We start from the raw sequence: 21,072 nt of genomic DNA on the forward strand, positions 1-21,072 counted from the left end.
GGGTTACAGCAGGCGTTCGGCCACTTCGGCGTCCTCGCAGCGGTTGACGTTGACCGCCAGCCGCGCGTCGTCGCGGACGAGCGTCCGGTCGGGGCCGTCGCCGACGACGTTGACACCCGCGGGGGCGAGCTCCTCGCCCTCGTGGACGAACGTGGTGTCGACGCTCACACCGAGCGCACTCTTGAGGAACGTCGGCGCCGCGACGGTCAACGACCCCGACTCGTGGGCGTCGAGGACGCCGTCGACCGCCTCGGCGTCCAGCAGCGGCAGGTCCGCCGCGACCGTCAGCACCGGCTCGGTGACTCGCTCGTCGGCCAGGGCGTATTGCAGGTCCGCGACGTACCCCTCGCCGGGCGCCTCGACGGTCGGACAGTCGACGTGGGCCGCGGTCTCGGGTGCGTGGGGCGAGACGACGGCGTACACCCGGTCGACTCGGCTGTCGGCCAGCGCCGCCAGCACCCGGTCGACCATCGGCTCGCCGTCGACGGGAAACAGGGGCTTTTCCCCCTCGTAGTCGAGCCGCGTGCCCTTCCCGCCGCAGATCACCAGGGCGTCCACGCGACCACCTCCCCGAGCCCCACCGGCACCGCAAGCCCCACCGGCACCGCGAGTCTCACTGACTCTCCGAGGCCCGCCGGCACAGCGAGGTCGGCGCGCCAGACTACCAGTCCCGCGTGGAGCGCGACCACCCGCGCGAGTTCGTTCGCCCCGCCGACCACGTCGCCGGTCACGCCGCCCAGCCGTCCGCGGGCCCACCACAGCAACGCGAGGGCGACCACCACGCCGCTCGCGAGCGCCGCCAGGGCCGCGAGCGACGAGCCCGTCAGCGCGACGGTGGGGACGGCGAGCGCGAGCGGAGCGACGAGCCCGCGGGGCGGCGTCTCGTCGGCGACCGCCGCGCCCATGCCGTCGTGGGCCGCCGAGCCCAGCGCGACCAGCGTCGCCATCGCCGCCTTGGCCGCGACCTCCGCGGCGACGACTAGCCCGACCGCCGCCGCGACCGGCAGCGCGGCGAGTCCGACCCCAGCGAGCGCGAGCCCGGCGACCACCGTCAGGAGCGCGAGCGTGCCGCCGACGCCCAGAACTGTGTCGGCCATCACCTCGCGCCGGCGCTCGGCGTCGCCGTGGACGACCGCCCCGTCGCCGAGGTCGGCCACGCCGTCGAAGTGGTTGATCCCCGTCAGCGCGACCACGGCGCCGAGATACGCGAGCCCGACCGTGACCGCTGGCACGGGCGCGAGGAGCGCGACCGCGATCGGAACGGCGGCGAGCCCGCCGAGCAGGTACCCCGCGATTGGCAGCGTCCACGGCGCCGTCCGAAACGCCTCCCAGGCGCGCTCGTCGCGGCCCACCGGGAGCCGCGAGAGGAAGCCCAGCGCACCGCGGACCGCCGTCGGGACCTCCCTCAGGCCCACGTGAACACCCCCGCACCGACGTACGTCGCCAGGCCTGCACCCACGTACGTCGCCAGGCCCGCCAGCCCTACCCGCCGAACCGCCCGTTCGGCGTCTTCGACCGTCGGCAACGGCGCGTCGGCGTTGATGTCGTACGCTCCGGGTTTGACGAGTCGCACGTCGATCGCCGCGGCGATCGTCCCCATCGGCCACCCGGAGTTCGGTGAGGGGACGCGGTCGAGCCAGCGCCGCGCGGCGACCAGCGAGCCCGGCGACAGGGTCGCCGCGGCGATCAGGACCGCGCCGACCCGCGCTGGGACCCACATCACGACGTCGTCCAGCCGCGCCGGCGCCCACCCGACGGGTTTCGAGCGATAGCCCAGCATCGAATCCATCGTGTTCACCGCCTTGACCCACGCCGCCCCCGCCGCGCCGAACGCGAGCGCCGCGACCGCCGGGTCGACACCGGCCGGAACGGACTCCGCTCCCGACGGCACCACGACGCCGACGGCGACCGCCAGCGCCGCGAACGCGCCCAGCGGCGCGACCAGCCCGTCGGCGAGGTTCTCGGCGACGCTCTCGACGACCGCGCTCCGCACCTCGTCGGCCGACAGCGCCGACGCGTCCCGGCCGGCGAGCGCGCGCAGTTCCGAGCGGGCGGCGTCGATGTCCGTCCCCGTCAGCGCCGTCACCTCACGGGCGACCGACAGCAGCCGACGGAGACTCGTCGTCAGAAACAGCGCGACCCCGCCGGCGACGGCGCCCGCGAGCGGCCGCCAGGCGCCCGCCGCGGCCACGACTCCGCCGACGGCCACCGCGGCGGCGAGCGGGAGCGCGACGGTCCCGAGCGCGCCCGCCGCTCGCGGGCGGGCCCACGCCCGATCCAGGTGCCCGACCAGCCGGCCGAACCAGGCGACGGGATGGACTCGCGTCGGCGGTTCACCGACCGCCGCGTCGAGCGCGAGCGCCAGCCCGACCGCGACCGTGCTCAGCGACACTCCATCGCCTCCAGTCGCGCCGGCAGATCCGTCAGGTCGATGTCGGTCAGGAGGACGCTCCGCGCGCCCGCGTCGCCGGCGCCGCCGTCGGTCGCGGGGTCGTCGCCGACGTGGACCAGGTCGTCGACCGTGACGTCCAGCCCGCGCGCGATGGCGTCGAACGCGCGGCGGTCGGGCTTGCGCCACCCGCAGTCGACGCTCGCGACGACCGCGTCGAACCGGTCGGCGTCGAGGCGCGACCGTTCGAGTGTCCGCTCGACGAGCCCGTCGACGCTGCAGTTCGAGCAGACCCCGACGGGGCCGCGCTCGGCAGCGGCTTCGACGGCCGCTTGGGCGCCCTCGCGGGTCTTCACCGGGCCGTCGAACGCCCCGCGGACGGCCGTCGCGACCGTCTCCGCGTCGGCGTCGACCCCGCGGTTCGCGAGCGCGTGTCCGACGTGGTCCGACAGCGCGAGTTCCGACCCGTCCTGGAGGGAGACCTGCGGCTCGCGGTAGACCGCCGCCCAGTTCTCCGGGACGGCGACCCCGCGCTCGCGGAGCTGAGCGGCGACGGCCTCCGCGGGGTCGGCGGGGCGGGAGACGGCGACGAGCGTACCGAACAGGTCGAACGAGACTGCCACGCACCCCCCGTCGAACCGCCACACCTTGAACGATACGGACTGTTCAGCGCGCTCGCGTTCCGGGACCGCGGGCTGCGAGTGCGAGCTAAAGGAGCGACCGACCGTCGACGCCGTCGCTCGGCGAGCGGTCGTCATAGATAAAGGGGTGTGCGGGCCGATTCGGCCCCGGGTCACATGGGTCGTGGGCCGTGCGCTCGGCTTCGGGCAGGCCTGGGCTGTCGGCGAGGCGCCCGGACGACCGCCGTCAGCGACGGTCCCCGTCCGCGTTCACCCACTTGGCCCGTCGGATGTCGTACTTCCCACAGACCGGGCAGGTGTGATACTGGATATCGAACTGCGTCTCGCACCCGAGACACAGATACGGTAACGCCTCGGGCTTCGACAGCCCTGAAGCGCGTTTGGCCCGTTCCAAGACGCCCATCGTGACCACACTATCGGCAGGGCCGCTCACAATAAAAAGAGCGAGGATAGTTTACACCCGGCGAAAACGCTCCGGTCCGGCTCTACAGCCACTTTGAGCCGTGTTTTCGTCGACGGCCTTCCGGCGCCCGCTCGGCCCCGCTGGCGCGGGCCCGACGAGCGGTTCGCGGGGGCGGACCGTCGCTTACTCCTCGTCGGCGTCGTCGCGGTCGTCGGCCTCGGTCACCGGGACGCGCGTCGGCCCGTCGTCGCTCCCGCGGCCGTCGCCGGGGCGGTGCTCGCCGTCGCCGCCGACCGGGAGCCGCTCGCGCATCTCGCTGGCGAACGACTCGACGCGGTTGCGGACCGTCGAGGCCTCGTCCTCGAAGCGCTCGACGTTGCGCTCGACGGAGTGGACCCGGTCGCGGGGGATCTGTTTCATGAGGTCGTTGCCGTCGTCGTCGGTCCCGGACTTGAGCATCCAGTGGTCCCGGGCGTAGACGACCTCCTCGTTGTCGACCGTGACCTCGGTCGTGCCCTCTTCGGGGTCGTCGTAGACGATCGTCGCCTGGCCGAGTTCGATCTCGTCCATACGTGGAGTTGTGGCCCCAGGGGTTTACACCCGGCGGCGAATGCCGCCCCCCGACCCTCGACCGGTGACTGGCACCTTCGCCCGCGGCCACCCGACGCCCCCTCCCATTCGATGGCCGGCCAGCGGCTTTTGTCACCGGGAGTCCAACCGAAGTCGTGGCCGAGCAGCCGACCCCCCGCGCGATCTTCGACCGAGCCGTCGCGGAGGGCGACCGCCGGCTCGACCAGCCGACCCTCGAACTCGTGTCGACGAGTTTCATCGCCGGCTTCACCGTCGTCTTCGGCCACGTCGCACTCGGGATCGTCGAGGCGTTCACGGAGCCCGTCTTCGGCCACGCCGCCAGGGTCGCGGGCGCGCTCGCGTTCGGCCTCGGTGTCGTCTTCCTCGTCGCCGGCCGGACCGAGCTGTTCAACGAGAACTTCTCCGACCCGGCCGCGGCCGCCGTCGAACGCCCCGGATTCTCGGCTGCCCCCGCCCTGGGCCGACTCTGGGTCGGCACGCTGGCGTTCAATCTCCTCGGCGGTTGCTTCATGTCACTGGTCTTCGCCGTCGACGGGGCGATCCCGCCCGCCTCGACGGCCGTCCTCCGAACGACGGCGGTCGATATCGCCGGCCGGACGACCGCCGCGTGGTTCGCCCGCGCCGTCGCCGGCGGCACCCTCGTGAGCCTCCTGTCTTTTCTCCTCGTCGCCGTCCGGAGCGACGGGAGCCGCCTGGCACTGGCCTACGCCGTCGGCTTCCTGCTCGCGCTCGGCCCGTTCGAACACGTGGTCGTCTCCGTGATCCACGTCGTCCTCGGGGCGCTGCTGGGCGCGACCGTCGGACTCCCCACGCTCGCCGCGATGACCGCCGTCGTCACCGCCGGCAACCTCGTCGGCGGGCTCGGACTCGTCACCGTCACACACGTCACACAGGCGATGGGCGCCGGCGAGTGAAAGCGGGGTGTCCCGGACCCTGGGCAACCGGAACTCGCCAGCGCGTCTGTGGAAGGGGTCGGGGGTCGGACGCGCGACGACCGGGACACTGTCACGGGCTAGCGCGTGCCAGCCTCAGGGAACTCGGGACTGGTCCGTCATAAGCCCTCTGACGCCGCGTGAGTCGACCCCGATTGCACTCGAAGCGACGTCGCTCGCCAGTCGACCACGGTTCGGCTCGAAAACGAGTCCGCCCTCCCCGATTTGAACAGATGAGAGACGGTCCCGCTCGGCTCGTTCCGCTCGCCTGCGCGGGCGTGCGACTCTCGTGCTCAAACCGGCTCGGGTGAAGACACACGCGGCGCTCGCGAGTGAGCGCCGCGAGAAGTATCCGCCCTCCCCGATTTGAACGGGGGGCAAGTCGATCTACAGTCGACTGCTCTACCAGTCTGAGCTAAGGGCGGGCGTACTTGCAGGTAGCCGCCGAGTCGGACTTAACCGTTTTGACTCGCGTCGAGGGTGAGAGAGGGACCCAGCCACACCGCCGGCGACAGACACGCGTCAGACACTGCGGGAAGATTGAAATACCCAGAAGACGACCACTACGACGAGTCGGATGAGTAAGATAACCTTCCGCGCGGACGACGATCTCATCGAGCGACTCGAGGGGTTCGACGCCTCGAAGAGCGAGATCATGCGGGAGGCCCTGCGGGAGTATCTGGGCGAGGCGTCGGACACGCGACCGAGCGCGACAGCGACCGAATCGACGCCGACCGCCGACGCGTCGGACACGAGCGAGTCCATCGACGACCTCATCGCCGAGCGCGTCGACGCCATCGTCGCCGACCGCCTCGACGGCGTGTTTACGCCGAGCCAACCCCAGGACATCAACGTAAACATCGCTCTAGACGGCGAAAACGCCGCATCTACTCGGTCGGAGACGGAGGCGTCACCGACCCCGACCGCCGAGGCGTCCGGCACCGATCCCGGTCGTAAGACGGGCGCGGACACGGGTGAAAACACGCCCGACGACCCGGACCACTCGTGCGCCAAATGCGGCGAAACCGTCTCCGCTGGGCACGTTTACTGCCCGAACTGTGGGGAGAAGGCGTCCCACCGCGTCTTCTGTGACTGCGGGGACGAGCTCCGGTCCGACTGGGGCTTCTGTCCCAGTTGCGGCCGTCGAACCCCCGCTGCCGACGTGCTCGACCAATCCTGAAAACGCCGTAAACGCACCAGAGAATCGCTTAAACGGCGTAAACGGGTGAGTGTATGACGATCGCCGTTACCTTTATAACCCTACACCCAGATGTAATTCCTGCGTAAGACGGTCGTCTTACACGGGCCGCGGCGCGGACGTGTGACCCGCGCCTTCGTGCGATTACGTCGGATGGGAGTTCGAAGTCGCCGTGTAAGACGAACGGGCGACCGCGTCCACGGCTGCCGTCTTACCCAAAGGGGAACAACAAACATGGAGCGTGTGACACTACGGATTCCGAAGCAGCAGATCGAAGAGGTCGAGCGAATGGTCGAAACGGGGGAGTACCCCAACCGGAGCGAGGCCATCCGGGCGGCCGTCCGCGAGAAACTGAACGAGCAGGACGGGAGCAAGGAGCGCCCCTCGGAAAAGCGCAAGCGGCGCAGCTTCCAGAGGGCCTGACCGATGCAGGACATCGTCAAGGAAGCCCTCGAACGCGACGAGGCCGAACAGCAGCAGATGGAGGAGCAGGAGGGCGACGGGTTCGGTGACCCCCGGATCGTCATCGTCGGTTGCGGTGGCGCGGGCAACAACACCGTCAATCGCCTGTACAACATCGGCGTCGACGGTGCCGACACCGTCGCCATCAACACCGACAAGCAGCACCTCCAGATGATCGAGGCCGACACGAAGATCCTGGTCGGCAAGTCGCTGACCTCCGGACTCGGCGCCGGTGGCGACCCCGAGATGGGCAAGCGCGCCACCGAGATGGCCCAGGGTACCATCGAGGAAGTCCTGGGCGACGCCGACCTCGTCTTCGTCACCGCCGGTATGGGCGGCGGGACGGGGACCGGCGCGGCGCCGGTCGTCTCGAACATCGCCAAAGACCAGGGCGCCATCGTCGTCGGCATGGTCTCGACGCCGTTCAACGTCGAGCGCGCCCGCACGGTCAAGGCCGAGAAGGGGCTGGAGACCCTCCGCAGCGAGGCGGACTCCATCATCGTGCTGGACAACAATCGCCTGCTGGACTACGTCCCGAACCTGCCCATCGGCAAGGCCTTCTCCGTGATGGACCAGATCATCGCCGAGACGGTCAAGGGCATCTCGGAGACGATCACCCAGCCCTCGCTCATCAACCTGGACTACGCCGACATGACCGCCATCATGAACCAGGGCGGCGTCGCGGTGATGCTCGTCGGCGAGACTCAGGACAAGAACAAGACCGAGGAAGTGGTGAAAGACGCGATGAACCATCCGCTGCTCGACGTGGACTACCGCGGGGCCACCGGCGGCCTCGTCCACATCACCGGCGGCCCGGACCTCGCGCTGAAAGAGGCCGAGGGCATCGCGCAGAACATCACCGAGCGCCTCGACGCGAGCGCCAACGTCATCTGGGGCGCCCGCATCGAGGAGGAGTACAAGGGCAAGGTTCGGGTCATGGCCATCATGACCGGCGTCAAGTCCGCGCAGGTCCTCGGTCCGACGACCCAGAAGCAGGCCGACAAGTCCCGGCAGGCGCTCGACGACGTGGACGACTCGACCTTCGACGCCAGCCAGAACGTCGACACCGAGTTCGGCGATTCGGGCGGCATGGGCGGCGGTGGCGGCCACGGCGGTGCCGGCGGGAACTCGGGCGGCGAGCCCGACTACGGCCACACCGACGGCGGTCGCGACAACCTCGAGAAGAACAACGGGCTGGACGTCATCCGCCCGGACTGACCGCTTGCGGCTCCCGGGTCGACTCCCCACTGGAGACCCCTCCACTGGTTCCAGGGGCCCGCTCGACCCGCTCTCTCTTTCCGTTTTCGACCGGCCAGTGACGACGCCGACCGACTCGCGGATAGCCGTCCGACGGTCGAGCTGTGCGACTCGTCACACGCTGTCAGACGTCGGGGACAGTGACGATACGAGCGCCAGCGGCGAGGTGGCGTGACGCGAGAGAACGCGCTCAGACCGCTTCGAGCGCGTCCAAGAGGTCGCACTTCCGACAGATCTGTCGGCCGGTCGGCGCGCCGCAGCGCTCGCACTCGCCGTAGTCGGGCGCCTTGGCCCCGCCGAACGCCGACGCCGCCAGCGCCGCGAACTGCTCGTAGCCGGCCATGATCGAGTGGCGCGTCCCCGGATGGTTGTCCTCCATCTCGAGCAGTAGCTCCTGGACCTCCCCGCGATAGGCCTCCTCGGCGTGGGGACACTCCGTGATGTGCGCGGGCAGGTCCCGCAGGTGGGCGTACAGCGCCACCTCCTTCTCGGGCACGTCCCGCAGCGGTTTGGCCCGTGGGACGTGGTGGTCCTGTGCGTGGCGCGGGCGCTCGGTCGGGTCCGCCGGCGGGTCGACGGGGTCGCCGTGTCGGTCCTCCTCGGGGAACGGCCCCAGCGACGCGTCGTAGTGACTGGCCATCTGCTCGACGTCACCCTCGAAGACGTTCATCAGCGCGGTCTGGGCTTCGTCGTCTAAGTTGTGACCGGTCAGCAGCTTGTCCGCGCCGAGCGTCTCGGCGTAGCGTTCGAGAGCGTCGCGGCGGAAGACGCCGCAGTAGGCGCAGGCGGCCATTCCCTCGGGGTCCTCCTCGACCACGTCGTCCATCCGGACGCCGAACTCCTCGGCGTAGGAGACGACCTCGTGGCGCAGGTCGAGGTCGGTCGTCAGTTCCTCGCAGGCGTCGATCGACTCGTCGCGGTAGCCCTCGATCCCCTCGTGGATCGACAGCGCGACGAGGTCGATCCGAGGGTCCTCGTGGAAGGTGTCGTGGAGGATCTCGGTGAGGACGACCGAGTCCTTCCCGCCGGAGAGCCCGATCACCCAGGTCTCGGGGTCGTCGGGCGTCGCCGAGCGAGGGATCAGGTTGTCCTCGCGGACGCGGCGGCGGACCCGGGTCTCGACGGTCCGACAGAGGTGCTCCTCACAGAGGTGCAGCCCCGAGTAGGCGGCGTGCATCACCGCCGACTCGCCGCACTTGTCGCAGTCCATCGCCCCGACCTACCGGGGCGACGGTCCTCAGGGTTTCGTTCCCGGCTCACCCCCGTCGGGGCCCAGACGCAGAGACTCCCGCGTTCGGCGGGCACCCGGTTCGCCGGTCACTCGGCGGTCGGCCCGTCGGCGGGTTCGGTGGGGACGACGACGGTGACGGTCGTCCCGCCGTCGACGGTGACGGACAGCTCGCCGTCGCACCAGTGGACGAGCCAGGTGACCAGCCAGAGGCCAAGTCCCGCCCCGTGCTGAGTGGGCGTCTCGACGAAGCTATCGGTGAGGACGCGCCGCTCGACGGCGGGCATCCCCGGACCGTCGTCGGCGACCGTGAACGTCACCGTGCCGTCGTCGACCGCCGCCTCGATCTCGACCGTGGGCGTGGGTGCCTCGTTGTGCGCGATCGCGTTGCGCGCGAGTTCGTCGAGCGCCACCAGCAGCAGGTCGCCGTTGGGGACCGCGACCGGTTCTTCGGGAGCCGGCGCTCGCACGTCCGCGTGCGGGAACTCTTCGCGGAGCGTCGTCGCCACGTCTTCGACGACGGCACCGGCTCCACGGGTCGCCGCCTCGTCCGGGCGGGCGCCCAGCGACGACTCGATGGCGCGGGCGTGGTCGGCCAGGTCCAGCAGCGACTCGCCGCGCCGGCGGATGCGGTCCGCTTCCGCCGCGGTCGTCTCGTCGTCGGTGCGCTCGGCGATGCGGTCGGCGTTGCCGACGACGACGGTCATCGCGTTGCGGAGATTGTGGCGCAACACGCGGTTGAGGACCAGCACCTCGGTGCGCCGCTGGGCGAGTACCTCGCTCAGGTCGTTGAACCGCCACTCGAGTTCGGTCCACTCGGTCGCGCCCGTCAGCGAGACGGTCGACCCGTAATCGCCGTCGGACAGCGAGGCGAAGCCCCCGTGGAGCCGCTCGATGTTCCCCACGAACTCCCGGTAGAGCCAGAGACCGAGCGCGGCGATCGACAGCAACACCAGCCCGAAGGCCCCGGCCTGAGCGGCCGTCGCGGTCCACAGCCGCGACTCGAAGGCCGCCCGCGTCGTCGTCGCCGAGACCGTCCAGCCAGTCCCCTCGACACGTTCGTTCGCCACGATCAGGTCGGCGTCCGCGCCAGCGTCCGTCCCTGCGACCGGCCCGGCCGCGTACAGCGTCGTCCCGTTCGCCGCGATCCGGGTCCCCTGAGTCGGCCCGGTGTTCGCCCGCACGATCGATGCCAGGTCCCCCCGTTCGAGGTGGAACGCTCCGTTGAACGTTCCGACGGTCTCACCGGACCGGCGCAACGGCGTGCTCACCGTCACGATGAGGTTGCCCGTCTCGGCCCTGACCGGGTCGCTGACGTACGTCTCGCCCGCCATCGCCCGCCTGAAGTACGTTCGGTCGTCGAACCGCTGCCCGACGACACGCTCGCGGGCGGTCGGCGTGAGCCCCGTCGAGTACAGTCCCGTCATCGTCCCGTTGGCCGCGATCACGGAAGCGCCGCTGAACTCCGTGGTGTGCACGAACGAGCGCAACCGCGCCTCCTGCGAGGGCGAACCGTGATCGACCAGGGACGGCGACGACCCCCAGAGCTCGACCTGTCGCTCGCGTTCGGCGAGCACGGCGTCGAGCTGGGTCGCCACGGACTCGGCCGAGTGGGCCAGTTCGGTCCGCTCCTGGGCGACGACCGCGTCCCGATAGAGGACGAATCCCACCAGCGACGTGGCCGACAGCACCAGCGCGACCAGCACCAGCGCCAGAGCGAACCGCGTCCGAAGTCGCATCGCTTACCCTTTTCCGACGAGCCGCATAAAACTGCGCGCCTCCGAGATCGGTCACTGATAGCTGCGGCCGGCCTCCGACGCGAGACGCTGGCGGCGCCGACACCGGCGGCGACGCGCCGACGTCGAGAAACCGTTTTGCCCCTCCGGCGGCTACCTCGCGTCGATGACAGACCTCTCGCGCGAGGAGGCCGTCGCCCGCGTCGAGGACCTCGTCGCCAGCGTCGAAGCGGACCGCATGCCCGTCCCGGTCCGGGAGATCTGGGTCTTCGGCGACGTGACGCTCGGCCTCGACCCCGTCGAGCGCCTCGACGTCTACCTCACCAAGGACATCCTCGTCGGCGGCGACGACAGCGACACCGACCCCGAAGAGCTGGCGCTGGGCGTCGACGGCATCGGCGAGACGGTCCGCGCCGACTGGGCCGCCGCGCACACCGAGCACGTCCGCACCAACGCCAACGGCTACGCCGCCCCCGAGAAGTGTCTCGCCGCTCACCTCGTCGACGACGACGAGCCCGTCCACCTCGAGGTCTGCAACGCCTCCTTCGACGACAACGTCACCCAGCGCCTGGAGGGGGCACTGGCAACCGGCGACTACGAGAACATCCTCGACCCCCGCGGCGCCTGCCTCTGGGTCGACGGTCGCCGGAGCGAGGACGCCTTCGAGAAGCTGCGCGACGGCGAGTTCGTCCTCCCGACGCTGTCTGGCGCCCTCGAGATGCTCGGCGCCGAGCCCGACGTGGCCGAGGAGGCCGCCGACGCCGTCCGCGCCTATCGCGCCGAGCAGGAGGGCGCGACCGTCCGCGGCGACGTGGTCTGACCGCCGCTCGCGCGACCGCGCCCCACCGGTCTCCCGTTCCACCCCGTCGGCCCGATCCCGTTCTAGCGACCCCTTGTGACGACGAAACGATCGCCTGACCGCGGTCAAGGGGTGGATAACAATCCGTCGGGACCTCGTTCGTCGCGGTATGCTCCTGTGGGCGATTCTCCTCGGTGTCCTCGCCTGGGCGCTGGCCACGCTGTTGTTCCTGGCACTCGTGTACGCGTACGACGACGGTCGCGGAGGACGGACGCGCGTCTGACCGACGCCCCGGGGTCGCGACCGCGGTCCCCGCCTGGCGCGGGACGCTCGACGGTCGCGGCGGTCCGATACGACTTTGCCGGTCGACTCCCTGCGGTCGGCCATGACCCGTGTCGGCGCACACACATCGATCGCGGGCGGCGTCCCCAACGCCGTCGACGAACAGCTCGAGATCGGCGGCAACTGCGGCCAGATCTTCTCCCACTCGCCGCAGGTCTGGCAGGACCCCAACATCGGCGACGACGAGGCCGCCGAGTTCCGCGACCTCGCCGACGAGCACAACCTCGGACCGTGGGTCATCCACTCCTCGTATCTCGTCAACCTCTGTACCCCGAAAGACGACCTGCGCGAGAAGTCGGTCGACTCGATGCAGAAGGAGGTCGACGCCGCCGAGAAGCTCGACATCCCGTACGTCAACGTCCACCTCGGCGCCCACACCGGCGCCGGCGTCGACGGCGGCCTCGACAACGCCGCCAGCGCCCTGGACGAACTGGAGATTCCGGACGGTGTCACCGTCCTCGTCGAGTCCGACGCCGGCTCGGGGACGAAACTCGGCGGCGACTTCGAGCACCTCGCCGAAGTGCTCGACCGCTCGGTCCAGGATCTGGACGTCTGTCTCGACACCGCTCACGCCTTCGCCGCGGGCTACGACCTCTCGACGCCGGAGGGCGTCGCCGACACCGTCGCGGAGTTCGACGACGTGGTCGGGCTGGAGCACCTCGACTGCATCCACCTCAACGACTCGAAACACGCCTGCGGGACCAACAAGGACGAACACGCCCACGTCGGCGAGGGCGAGATCGGCGAGGACGGAATGGCCGCGTTCCTGAATCACGACGACCTGCTGGACGTGCCGCTCGTGCTCGAAACCCCGACCGAGAACGGCAAGAGCTTCGCGTGGAACGTCGAGCGAGTGCGAGAGTTGCGAGATTCGGAGTGAGCGACCGGCGGGAGCCGTGAGCTGCGAGGCTCCGAGTGACCGCCGAACACCGGTGAGACGCGGCGCAGTTCCGACGGTCACTCGGTGACGACGACCACTTCGTCGGTCTCGAGGTCGATCTGCGCTTCGAACGCCACCGCACCGGTCGCGTTCCGGGCCGCGACCTCGACGTGACCGTCGTACGACTGCTCGCTGACGGTCACCGAGCCGTCCCGGGTTTCGACCGTCGCGTTCCGGACCTCGAACGTCCTGGCACCGCCCGCCTCGGTCCCGTTGTCCGCGGTCACGGTCCAGTTCCCGTCGACGGAGACGTTCGTCGACCTGACCCGGTCGGCGCTGATCCCGTAGATCGGTTCGACGGTGAGTTCGTACTCGCCTAACTCGGCGAGCCGCTGGCGGACCCGGTCGTCGGTTCGCGCGACCGTCTTCGCGCGGTCGCGATCCGCCGGGGAGAGCACTCGATCGGTCGTTTCGACGGCCAGCCGGCCGTCGGTCGCACGCATCTCGACGGCCGTGACCCCGGTCATGTTCTCGACGACGGTGACGGTCCCGTTGGTCCCCGAGACGCTGACGCCGCCGTCCGAGACGCGGAACTCCCCTGCCGGTGCCTGTTCGGTGAGCGAGCCGCCGACGCCCAGCACGGTCCCGGCGTAGCCGGCGCCGCCGCCGAGCACGGCGAGCGCGACCAGCGCCAGCGCCCGTAGTCGGATGTCGGTCATCGGTCGACAGTTGTCTGAAAGCCCTCATCAGCGTTCGGGTGAAAGCGCTTCGAAACGCGTTTCGTCGACGTTTCACCGCCGTTCCGCGGAGAAACGAACCGATGGCATTAGGGGACCGCGGAGGATGGCCGGGAACGTATGCCGCCCCTCCAGCGACGCCAACTCGCCGCGGCGGTGGCGTTCGTCGCCGCCGCGGTGGTCCTCGCAGTGCAGCTCATCACCCCCTCCCCGGTCGTCGTCTCCGTCGGCGAGAACGGGACGACCGTCTCCGAACTCGGGACGTATTTCACCACCGAGGACGTCGCGGTCGTCGCCGCCGCCGCCGCGCTACTGGGCGCGAGCGGCACGTACCTCCTCGTCGGCGACAGTTCGACCCCCGACGCGGTCGGGTCGGCGGCCAGCGCCGCGACCACGTCGCCCGACGGGAACGGTTCGGCCGCCACCGATTCGACCGCTCCCGAGCGGTCGTCCGGACCCGAACCGAGCGACGACCTGGTCGAGACGCGCCGGGAGGAGATCGAGGAGACCGCGAAGCGACTCTCGACCAACGAACGGGCCGTCTACGAGACCGTGCTCGACGCCGACGGTGTCCTCCCGCAGACGGAGATCGTCGCCGGGACGGACTTCTCCAAGGCGACGGTCAGCCGCACGCTCGACACCCTGGAGAGCAAAGACCTCCTCGAACGCAGGCGACGCGGCATGGGAAACGTCGTCTACCTCCGGTAAGATACGACCGAAACGGCGTTCGAACGGCGATTTCGGGCGTTTCCAACGGGGATATATCCGGTCTTTCAGGCAACGTGTACTCGCCGTGGCGCGGTGTCGCGCCGGAGTCCTCCGGCGATGACCCACGCGTCACGCGAACAGACAGATGAAACGCAAGACCCTGATCGCGTCCCTCTGCGTCGCGGCGCTCACCCTCGGCGGCGCCTCCGTCGCCGCGGCGGACCTCGGGACGCCCGATCGACCGATAGCACAGCACCACGACGACACCCACGAGATCACCGTCGAGATCCTCGACCCCGACGGCGAACTGACCGTCGACGAGCGCGAGCGGACCCGCTCGCTCCTCGACGGGGCCGACGACGCCGTCGCCTCGCTGGCCGACCGCTTCGAGGACGGAACGGTGACCCTGACCGTCAGCGGGGTCGATCCGAACGACCGCGTCCACATGGACGCGAGCGCATCCGACGGCGGCCCCGAGACGATCGTCGTCGCCGACCTCGGCGAGGCGTCGGTGCACGTCGAAGACGGCGTACTGGTCGACGACAGCGAGGTCGTCAGTCAGACCGTCGACGGCGACAACGTCACACTCGTCGACGGCGACAACGTCACACTCGTCGACGGCGACCGCTCCGCGAACTGACGAACGGACGACCGGATAGCTCCGCACCACCGCCGTCGCCGATCCCGGCGACGGCCGTTCCCCCACGTTACCGCTCGACGGCGTCGGGCCGGTTCTGCACGCGCGGGTACCTGACGCCCAGCGCTTTCCAGTCCAGCCAACGTGCGCCCGGGCGGTCGTCGGCGAGTTGCCCGTACGGTGGATCGCCACCGGTCGGGACGCCGTCGGCCGGGCCGCTCGGGTCGACCGCCTCAGCGACGTAACCGAGGGCGTCGTCGGTCGCCCGCCAGACGCCCGCCGCACACGACGGCAGCGCGACGCCGACGTTTTCGAGCCCGCCGAGCGGTTCGGCGTGGGGGACGGCCTCGTCGTCGACCCGCTGCTGGAGTGTCGCGTAGGCGTAGAACGACAGGTCGGCCTCGCCCGCGGCGCGCTCTTTGACGGCCGGGACGAGTTCGAACAGCTTGTTGTAGCCGACCTCGACCTTCTCGGGGTCGAGCGTGCCCATCGCCTCGTCGGTGGTGTCCTCGGGGTCGACGTCCTCGGCGGCGGTGTCGTTCGTGACGTACCAGGTGACGTAGTTGGCCTCGCGGTGGCGGTGGCGCCGCGGGACGACGGTCATCCCCTTGTGCGGGAGGTACGCCCCGACCGCAGGGAGGTGCTCGGCCGGCCCGCGCACCGCGAGGACGAGCTGGTTGCGGTAGGTCACCGGCGCCAGCGACGACCGGACCGCGTCGGCGTCGCCGCCGGCCTCACGGAACGACTCGCCCCCGACCAGCGAGTCGACGAACCGGTGCGTGCCGGTCCCCGTCGCGGCGACGAGGTAGTCGGGGTCGACTCGCAGGGTGAGACCCCGACGGGTCTCGACCGTGAGTCGCTCCAGCGCGGGCTGGCCGGCCGAGTCGGCGCCCGCGAACGCCGCGTCGATGACGTCGCCGACGACGATGCGCTCGGCGTGGTCGGCGGCCAGCGTGCGGACGAGCGCCTCGCGGTCGATCACGTACTCGTCGACCGCCGCCACGTGCTCGCCGCTCCCCTTCGCGAAGACGGTCCCCTCGCGATAGACATCGTGGAGCCCCTCGACTCCCCGTTCGTCGTACTCGTAGCCGGCCTCGTCCCACTGGTCGGTGAGATGGCGATAGGGGTAGTCCGTCGAAGCGACGTACCACTCGCCGCCCTCGACGGGGACGCGGGCGTCCTCTGCGAACGGCAGCCACCGCTCGTCGACGGCCGCGCGACGGCCGCGGTCGGGGTTCAGGTACCCCTTGGCGAGGACGCCCGGCCAGTCGAAGGTCTGGCCGGCGCCCAGCGGCCTGTTCGAGACGAGCGCCGCGGCGTACCCCCGACCGACGAGTTCGTCGAGGAGCACGAGGCCCTGAACGCCACCACCGACGACCAGCGCGTCCACGTCGGCGGTCGGGTACCACTCCAGGTACTCCCGGACCTGCTCGAACAGCGTCACCCCACGGTCGAACTCCGGTTCGTCCGCTCCCATTCGTTGTCCCCGCTATTCGCGGACCGTACAAATGCTTGACTCCACAGTCGACGACCACGGTTCCGCTAGTGCGCCCACGAGCGCGCACTGGCACCTTCCGTCACCCCCACCGAAATTGTTGATAGGACTGAACGCCTAGTGGAGGGGCAGTGGTGACAATGACACACAAAACGGACATCGGTCGAGAGTCGAGCGACAGTATCGTGAGCGCTGTCCGAACGAGCCTCGGTGACGAGCTCCGAAGCGTCGTGTACTTCACCCCTTCGGCGTTCGATATCCTGTACACGCGCCAGGACCTCTACGGGTCGACCGACGATGCCAGAACGGCCAAGTCACAGCTGGTCGAGTTCGAACGCACCGGTTTCGCGGAGGGACCGATCCGGACGGCGATCGCACGCAGGGAGGGCGGGTCGGACATCGGCCCCTACGAGTTTACCGTCCGGTTCCACGAGGACGGGTTCGTCGTCCGGGTCATCCACGGCGACGTCGGCGTCCTCTTCACGACGGACAGCATGGACGTCAACGGTTTCGAGGACGCGGCCACGGCTGTCACCGGACTACTGGACGAGAACTGAGGCCGACTCGGTCGAGCGCGAGCGGGCGGTCGACCGTCGAGAGATCGGGACCCTGAACTGGACGACCGGCGACACCCACGTATGCGAGTCCCCTCCGTCGGCCGCCCGGGGCCGCTCGCGGTGGTCGCCTCGAACGCAGTGGCCCCCGTCGGCGTCCTGGCGTTCGGGTGGTCGACGACCGTCCTCCTCGGCGTGTTCGTCCTCGAACTCGCGGCCGTGCTGTGCTGGGCGGCGGTGAAAGTCCCCTTCGCCGCCAAGCGCCCGAACAACGCGATCGACGACCACCGGCTGCTGGGCGCGCTCCAAGCCAAGCGCTGCGGGATCGACCTCCCCGGACCGTTCCCGCCGGTGTATCTCCGGAACCTGCCGACGCTCCTCACGCTCGTCGTCCTCCTCGCGCCGATCGAGCTCGGGGCCGCCGTCCTCCTGTTCGCGCTCGCCGAGCCGACGATCACGACCGAGACCACCGGCCAGATACTGCTCGGTGGCGTCGGTGTCTTCGCCGCTCGGGGCGTCGAGACCGCCACGGACTACTTCCGCGACGGCGGCTACCGCGACCACTCCCCGCGGTCCGTGATACTGGCCCCGTTCAAGTACGTCTTCGGCGTCGGGACGCTCCTGTTCGTCGTCGGCCCGTTCGGCCTCGACAGCGGCGTCGTGCTCGCCCTGGTCGTCGCCGGCAAGCTCGTCTACGACCTCCGGACGATCCAGGTCGAGCGCGACCCCGACAGACGGGGCGTCTTCTACCGACTCTACGGCAGCAAGGAGACCGAGATCGAACCCGAACCGGTCGTCGAACCCGACGGCGACCCGGTCGTCCGCGCACAGCCTCCGCGGACGATCGCAGTCGCCGACGCCCTCTACCGCGGCGTCGTCTACACCCTGACCAGCACCGTCGTCGTCTGCTACGCTGTCGCCGCGTTCCTCGCCGTCTTCGCGCTGCGACTGGCGGCAGTCCCCCTCGCCGTCGTCTTCGCGTTCGGGACGCTCCGGACGATCACTCGCTACCTCCGCTACGGCCCGCTGGAGTACCGCGGGTACGACGGCGTCCTCGTCGCCTACGACACGCTGTTCGACGAACCGCAGGCGCGGATCGAGCGCGACGAGGTGAAAAGCGTCGTCGTCGAGACCGACCGCGTCGACCGGATCTTCGACACCGAGAGCGTCGAGTTCGACCGCGGCGACCGGACTCCGGAGCTGCAGTTTACCGTCCCCGACCCCGACGAGGTCGAGCACGACGACACGCCCGGGTCGCTGACGGCCCCCCACGTCGACGACCCGAAGGCAATCGCCGACGCGCTCGGCGTCGGCTGGCTCTACGAACGCGACGTCGAGGAACCGGCCGCGGCGGACTGAACCGTTTCCGACCCGATTCCCCACCGAGAACGGTCGGTCCGCTCCTTCTCGAAGTCTCGACCTCGCCCGTCGGTGAGCGGCGCGGTTGCGGTGAGCGGCGCGGTTGCGGTGAGCGGCGCGGTTGGCGCGTGCTGTCGAGCGGTGCGAGGTCGACCGGAGGGAGACCTCGATGCGAACGGGGAGCGAAGCGACCCGTGAGCGTGCCCGCCTCCCGGCGGGCCGCTCGAAACAGTCGCGCGAGGGATGAGCGAGTGAGTGGAGCGAACGAGCGAATCGGTTGGGGAGGCGTGAGGCCGTCTGCGGTGCTGTGCGGGTGCGGTCTGGTGGACTGAACGGGCGAGGCGCGCGTGGCGGCGAAGCCGCCACGGCTTGCGGCGGTCGGCGGAGCCGACCGCCCTGCTCGCGCTCGTTCAGTCGTCTGAGTCGGCACTATCCGCGCGGACGGTGCGGAGAGCGCGGATATCCGACTCAGCGAGCGCGAGCGGGGCGAGGGCGTTCGTCGCCTGCCGTCGAGTGCGGTACCGATTACTGCTAGCGAGCGCGCCGAGGGCGTTCGTCGCCTGCCGTCGAGTGCGGTCCATACGCGAACGTCGTCGACCGACGCGCCTATGCGGCCGCGGTGTCGAACGAACCTCAGTGCGAGAGTTTAGCGCCGACTACCTGGAGACCACCCGCGAGGGGATGTGGGACGACTCCCGCGCAGCCCTGTCGGACCTCGATCTCGACAGTCGTGAGCGGGTGCTCGACGTGGGCTGCGGGACGGGCGAACTCACTCGCGTCCTCGCCGAGGAGAGCGGCGCCGAAGTCGTCGGCGCCGACGTGGACCCGCGGCTGCTCGCCGCCGCGAGCGAGGTCGCCCCGGTCGTCCGCGCCGACGCGACGCGTCTCCCCTTCGTCGCCGACGCCGTCGACCTCGTCGTCTGTCAGGCGCTGCTCATCAACCTCCCCGACCCCGTCGGCGCGGTCGAGGCGTTCGCCCGTGCCTCCTCGGATCTGGTCGCCGCGGTCGAGCCCGACAACGGCGCCGTCTCCGTCGACTCGACCGTCGACGCCGAGGCGCCGCTGGCCCGCCGGGCCCGCGACCGGTTTCTCGATGGCGTCGAGACCGACGTGACGCTGGGCGCCGACGCTCGCGAGGTGTTCGAGGCGGCGGGGCTGGACGTGGTGTCGACCCGCCGGTACGACCACGAACGGGTGGTGGCACCGCCGTACTCCGAGGCCGCCGTCGAGGCCGCCCGGAAGAAAGTGACCGGCGAGGGGCTAGCCGACGACCGCGAGACGATCCTCTCCGGCGAGACCTCCGAACGGGAGTACGACGACCTGCGCGCGTCCTGGCGCGCGATGGGCCGCGACGTGGTCGACCAGATGAGCGACGAGGCGTACGTCCGCACCGAGACGGTCCCCTTCTTCGTCACCGTCGGCCGCGTCTGAGAGGTGGCCGCCGAGCTCTGTTCCGTCGGTCTCGACCCGAAGCGAGCGGCCTCGGACGCACTCGACGGTGAGCGGTGAAAGCCCTCCGACTCGTTGGCCCGCCGCGCGTCGTCTCGTCGCGGACGGACCGCTCGGGGAACCGTTAACGGGCCGGCGCCCCACTCGTCGATATGGATCCCCGAGTCGAAGACCAAGCGGACGTCGTCGTCGACCACTCGATCGACCTGCAGGCCGGCGACGAGGTGTTGATCTCCGCCCCCGCGGTGGCCGAGGACCTGGTCGTCGCCCTGGAAGAGCGCATCGCCGAGCGAGGGGCTCACAGCGTCTCGCTCGGGGGAAGCGCTCGCGCCCAGCGGGCGTTCAAACGGGCGATGGACCCGGAGGACTACGACGAACCGCCGGCGTCGCTCGTGGCGATGGTCGAGGAGATCGACGCCGCCGTCGGCGTCCGAGCGGCGACCAACACCCACGAGACGGGCGACGTGCCGCCCGAGAAGAACGCCGCCTACGCGCAGATCATGAAGCCGATTCAGGACGCCTACACGGACAAGCGCTGGGTCGCCACGCAGTACCCCGCCACGGGCAACGCCCAGGCCGCCGAGATGAGCACGGAAGCCTACGAGGACTTCGTCTACGACGCCGTCACCAAAGACTGGGACGAACAGCGGGCGTTCCAGGCAAACATGATCGAGATCTTGGAGGGCGCCGACGAGGTCCGTATCGTCTCCGGCGACACCACCGACGTGACCATGTCCGTCTCGGGGATGAACCCCGTCAACGACTACGCCGAGAAGAACCTCCCCGGCGGCGAGGTGTTCACCGCGCCGGTCCCCGACTCCGTCGAGGGCGAAGTGCTGTTCGACATGCCGCTGATGGCCCAGGGTCGCGAGGTCGAGGACGTGCGGCTGGTCTTCGAGGACGGCGAGGTCGTCGACTCCTCGGCGGGCAAAAACGAGGACGTGCTCGCCGCGGTGCTGGACACCGACCCCGGTGCCCGCCGCCTGGGCGAGCTGGGTATCGGCATGAACCGCGACATCGATCGGTTCACGTACAACATGCTGTTCGACGAGAAGATGGGCGACACCGTCCACATGGCCTTGGGTCGGACTATCGACGAGAACGTCCCCGACGACGGTGACGTCGAGGGGAACGACTCGGCGATGCACATGGACATGATCGTCGACATGAGCGAGGACTCCTACATCGAGGTCGACGGCGAGCGCGTGCAGGAGGACGGGACCTTCCGGTTCGAGGACGGCTTCGAGGCGTAACGCACCTCGGCCCGCGTTACCG

General features: G+C 70.2%; 22 protein-coding genes and 1 tRNA gene. 12 read left to right on the plus strand and 11 right to left on the minus strand.

Features of this window, described 5'->3' with window-relative positions; all coding sequences use genetic code 11:
• Window positions 1-3: 3 nt before the first annotated feature.
• The 6 genes from I7X12_RS06225 to I7X12_RS06250 all read right to left on the minus strand — a co-directional run bounded on the left by I7X12_RS06225 (window position 4) and on the right by I7X12_RS06250 (window position 4,003).
• On the minus strand, window positions 4-543 hold the full coding sequence (locus I7X12_RS06225) for an NTP transferase domain-containing protein (protein WP_198063803.1): 540 nt from the start codon (window positions 541-543) through the stop codon (window positions 4-6).
• A complete protein-coding gene (cobS, locus tag I7X12_RS06230; protein ID WP_232343080.1) occupies window positions 543-1,415 on the minus strand; it encodes an adenosylcobinamide-GDP ribazoletransferase in 873 nt (290 codons plus the stop codon). Before cobS ends, I7X12_RS06225 begins: the two co-directional genes overlap by 1 nt.
• Entirely contained in the window at window positions 1,406-2,392 is a 987-nt protein-coding gene (locus I7X12_RS06235; RefSeq protein ID WP_198062991.1) for a CobD/CbiB family cobalamin biosynthesis protein, read from the minus strand. Before I7X12_RS06235 ends, cobS begins: the two co-directional genes overlap by 10 nt.
• Window positions 2,383-3,012, minus strand: a complete 630-nt coding sequence (locus I7X12_RS06240; RefSeq protein ID WP_198062992.1) for an HAD family hydrolase — start codon at window positions 3,010-3,012, stop codon at window positions 2,383-2,385. The genes I7X12_RS06235 and I7X12_RS06240 overlap by 10 nt, the downstream gene beginning before the upstream one ends.
• A gap of 244 nt (window positions 3,013-3,256) precedes the next feature.
• Complete coding sequence (locus I7X12_RS06245; RefSeq protein ID WP_198063952.1) at window positions 3,257-3,442, minus strand: hypothetical protein; 186 nt, start codon at window positions 3,440-3,442, stop codon at window positions 3,257-3,259.
• Window positions 3,443-3,616: 174 nt separating this feature from the next.
• Entirely contained in the window at window positions 3,617-4,003 is a 387-nt protein-coding gene (locus tag I7X12_RS06250) for a hypothetical protein (RefSeq protein WP_198062993.1), read from the minus strand.
• Between the two features lie 155 nt (window positions 4,004-4,158).
• On the opposite strand from I7X12_RS06250, the gene I7X12_RS06255 reads away from it, so the two are divergent.
• Entirely contained in the window at window positions 4,159-4,938 is a 780-nt protein-coding gene (locus I7X12_RS06255; protein WP_198062994.1) for a formate/nitrite transporter family protein, read from the plus strand.
• A 369-nt stretch (window positions 4,939-5,307) separates the two neighbouring features.
• Here the strand turns inward: I7X12_RS06255 and I7X12_RS06260 are convergent.
• Window positions 5,308-5,381: transfer RNA gene (locus I7X12_RS06260), tRNA-Tyr, on the minus strand.
• A 152-nt stretch (window positions 5,382-5,533) separates the two neighbouring features.
• On the opposite strand from I7X12_RS06260, the gene I7X12_RS06265 reads away from it, so the two are divergent.
• The 3 genes from I7X12_RS06265 (at window position 5,534) to ftsZ (ending at window position 7,834) form a co-directional block, all read left to right on the plus strand.
• The gene (locus I7X12_RS06265) at window positions 5,534-6,136 is read left to right on the plus strand and encodes a double zinc ribbon domain-containing protein (protein ID WP_198062995.1); all 603 of its coding nucleotides are present in this window, start codon (window positions 5,534-5,536) and stop codon (window positions 6,134-6,136) included.
• A 252-nt stretch (window positions 6,137-6,388) separates the two neighbouring features.
• Window positions 6,389-6,577 carry a ribbon-helix-helix domain-containing protein gene (locus I7X12_RS06270; RefSeq protein WP_006881776.1) on the plus strand — a complete coding sequence of 63 codons (189 nt, stop codon included), beginning with the start codon at window positions 6,389-6,391 and terminating at the stop codon, window positions 6,575-6,577.
• A gap of 3 nt (window positions 6,578-6,580) precedes the next feature.
• Entirely contained in the window at window positions 6,581-7,834 is a 1,254-nt protein-coding gene (ftsZ, locus tag I7X12_RS06275) for a cell division protein FtsZ (RefSeq protein ID WP_198062996.1), read from the plus strand.
• 229 nt (window positions 7,835-8,063) lie between these two features.
• On the opposite strand, the gene ncsA is transcribed toward ftsZ, so the two are convergent.
• Together ncsA and I7X12_RS06285 are read right to left on the minus strand one after the other, a co-directional pair.
• Window positions 8,064-9,083 (minus strand): tRNA 2-thiolation protein NcsA, encoded by a 1,020-nt coding sequence (gene ncsA, locus I7X12_RS06280; protein WP_198062997.1) that lies wholly within the window; start codon window positions 9,081-9,083, stop codon window positions 8,064-8,066.
• 107 nt (window positions 9,084-9,190) lie between these two features.
• Window positions 9,191-10,840, minus strand: coding sequence for a sensor histidine kinase (locus I7X12_RS06285; RefSeq protein ID WP_198062998.1), 1,650 nt, complete (start codon window positions 10,838-10,840; stop codon window positions 9,191-9,193).
• A gap of 163 nt (window positions 10,841-11,003) precedes the next feature.
• On the opposite strand from I7X12_RS06285, the gene I7X12_RS06290 reads away from it, so the two are divergent.
• Window positions 11,004-11,657, plus strand: a complete 654-nt coding sequence (locus I7X12_RS06290; RefSeq protein WP_198062999.1) for a DUF7095 family protein — start codon at window positions 11,004-11,006, stop codon at window positions 11,655-11,657.
• 364 nt (window positions 11,658-12,021) lie between these two features.
• On the plus strand, window positions 12,022-12,858 hold the full coding sequence (locus I7X12_RS06295; protein ID WP_198063000.1) for a deoxyribonuclease IV: 837 nt from the start codon (window positions 12,022-12,024) through the stop codon (window positions 12,856-12,858).
• A gap of 77 nt (window positions 12,859-12,935) precedes the next feature.
• On the opposite strand, the gene I7X12_RS06300 is transcribed toward I7X12_RS06295, so the two are convergent.
• On the minus strand, window positions 12,936-13,577 hold the full coding sequence (locus I7X12_RS06300) for a hypothetical protein (protein ID WP_198063001.1): 642 nt from the start codon (window positions 13,575-13,577) through the stop codon (window positions 12,936-12,938).
• 138 nt (window positions 13,578-13,715) lie between these two features.
• On the opposite strand from I7X12_RS06300, the gene I7X12_RS06305 reads away from it, so the two are divergent.
• Together I7X12_RS06305 and I7X12_RS06310 are read left to right on the plus strand one after the other, a co-directional pair.
• Window positions 13,716-14,303 carry a helix-turn-helix transcriptional regulator gene (locus I7X12_RS06305; RefSeq protein WP_198063002.1) on the plus strand — a complete coding sequence of 196 codons (588 nt, stop codon included), beginning with the start codon at window positions 13,716-13,718 and terminating at the stop codon, window positions 14,301-14,303.
• Between the two features lie 145 nt (window positions 14,304-14,448).
• Window positions 14,449-14,943 (plus strand): hypothetical protein, encoded by a 495-nt coding sequence (locus tag I7X12_RS06310; protein WP_198063003.1) that lies wholly within the window; start codon window positions 14,449-14,451, stop codon window positions 14,941-14,943.
• Between the two features lie 67 nt (window positions 14,944-15,010).
• On the opposite strand, the gene I7X12_RS06315 is transcribed toward I7X12_RS06310, so the two are convergent.
• A complete protein-coding gene (locus tag I7X12_RS06315) occupies window positions 15,011-16,417 on the minus strand; it encodes a hypothetical protein (RefSeq protein ID WP_198063004.1) in 1,407 nt (468 codons plus the stop codon).
• A 158-nt stretch (window positions 16,418-16,575) separates the two neighbouring features.
• On the opposite strand from I7X12_RS06315, the gene I7X12_RS06320 reads away from it, so the two are divergent.
• From I7X12_RS06320 to I7X12_RS06335, 4 genes are all read left to right on the plus strand, one after another.
• Window positions 16,576-16,992: a DUF7522 family protein gene (locus I7X12_RS06320; protein ID WP_394355626.1), complete on the plus strand. Its 417-nt coding sequence runs from the start codon at window positions 16,576-16,578 to the stop codon at window positions 16,990-16,992.
• A gap of 81 nt (window positions 16,993-17,073) precedes the next feature.
• Window positions 17,074-18,348, plus strand: coding sequence for a DUF6498-containing protein (locus tag I7X12_RS06325; RefSeq protein WP_198063006.1), 1,275 nt, complete (start codon window positions 17,074-17,076; stop codon window positions 18,346-18,348).
• Window positions 18,349-18,984: 636 nt separating this feature from the next.
• Window positions 18,985-19,779, plus strand: a complete 795-nt coding sequence (locus I7X12_RS06330) for a class I SAM-dependent methyltransferase (protein ID WP_232343081.1) — start codon at window positions 18,985-18,987, stop codon at window positions 19,777-19,779.
• A 170-nt stretch (window positions 19,780-19,949) separates the two neighbouring features.
• On the plus strand, window positions 19,950-21,050 hold the full coding sequence (locus tag I7X12_RS06335) for an aminopeptidase (RefSeq protein ID WP_198063007.1): 1,101 nt from the start codon (window positions 19,950-19,952) through the stop codon (window positions 21,048-21,050).
• Window positions 21,051-21,072 lie beyond the last annotated feature (22 nt).

The organism is Halosimplex litoreum (assembly GCF_016065055.1).
Taxonomy (GTDB): domain Archaea; phylum Halobacteriota; class Halobacteria; order Halobacteriales; family Haloarculaceae; genus Halosimplex; species Halosimplex litoreum.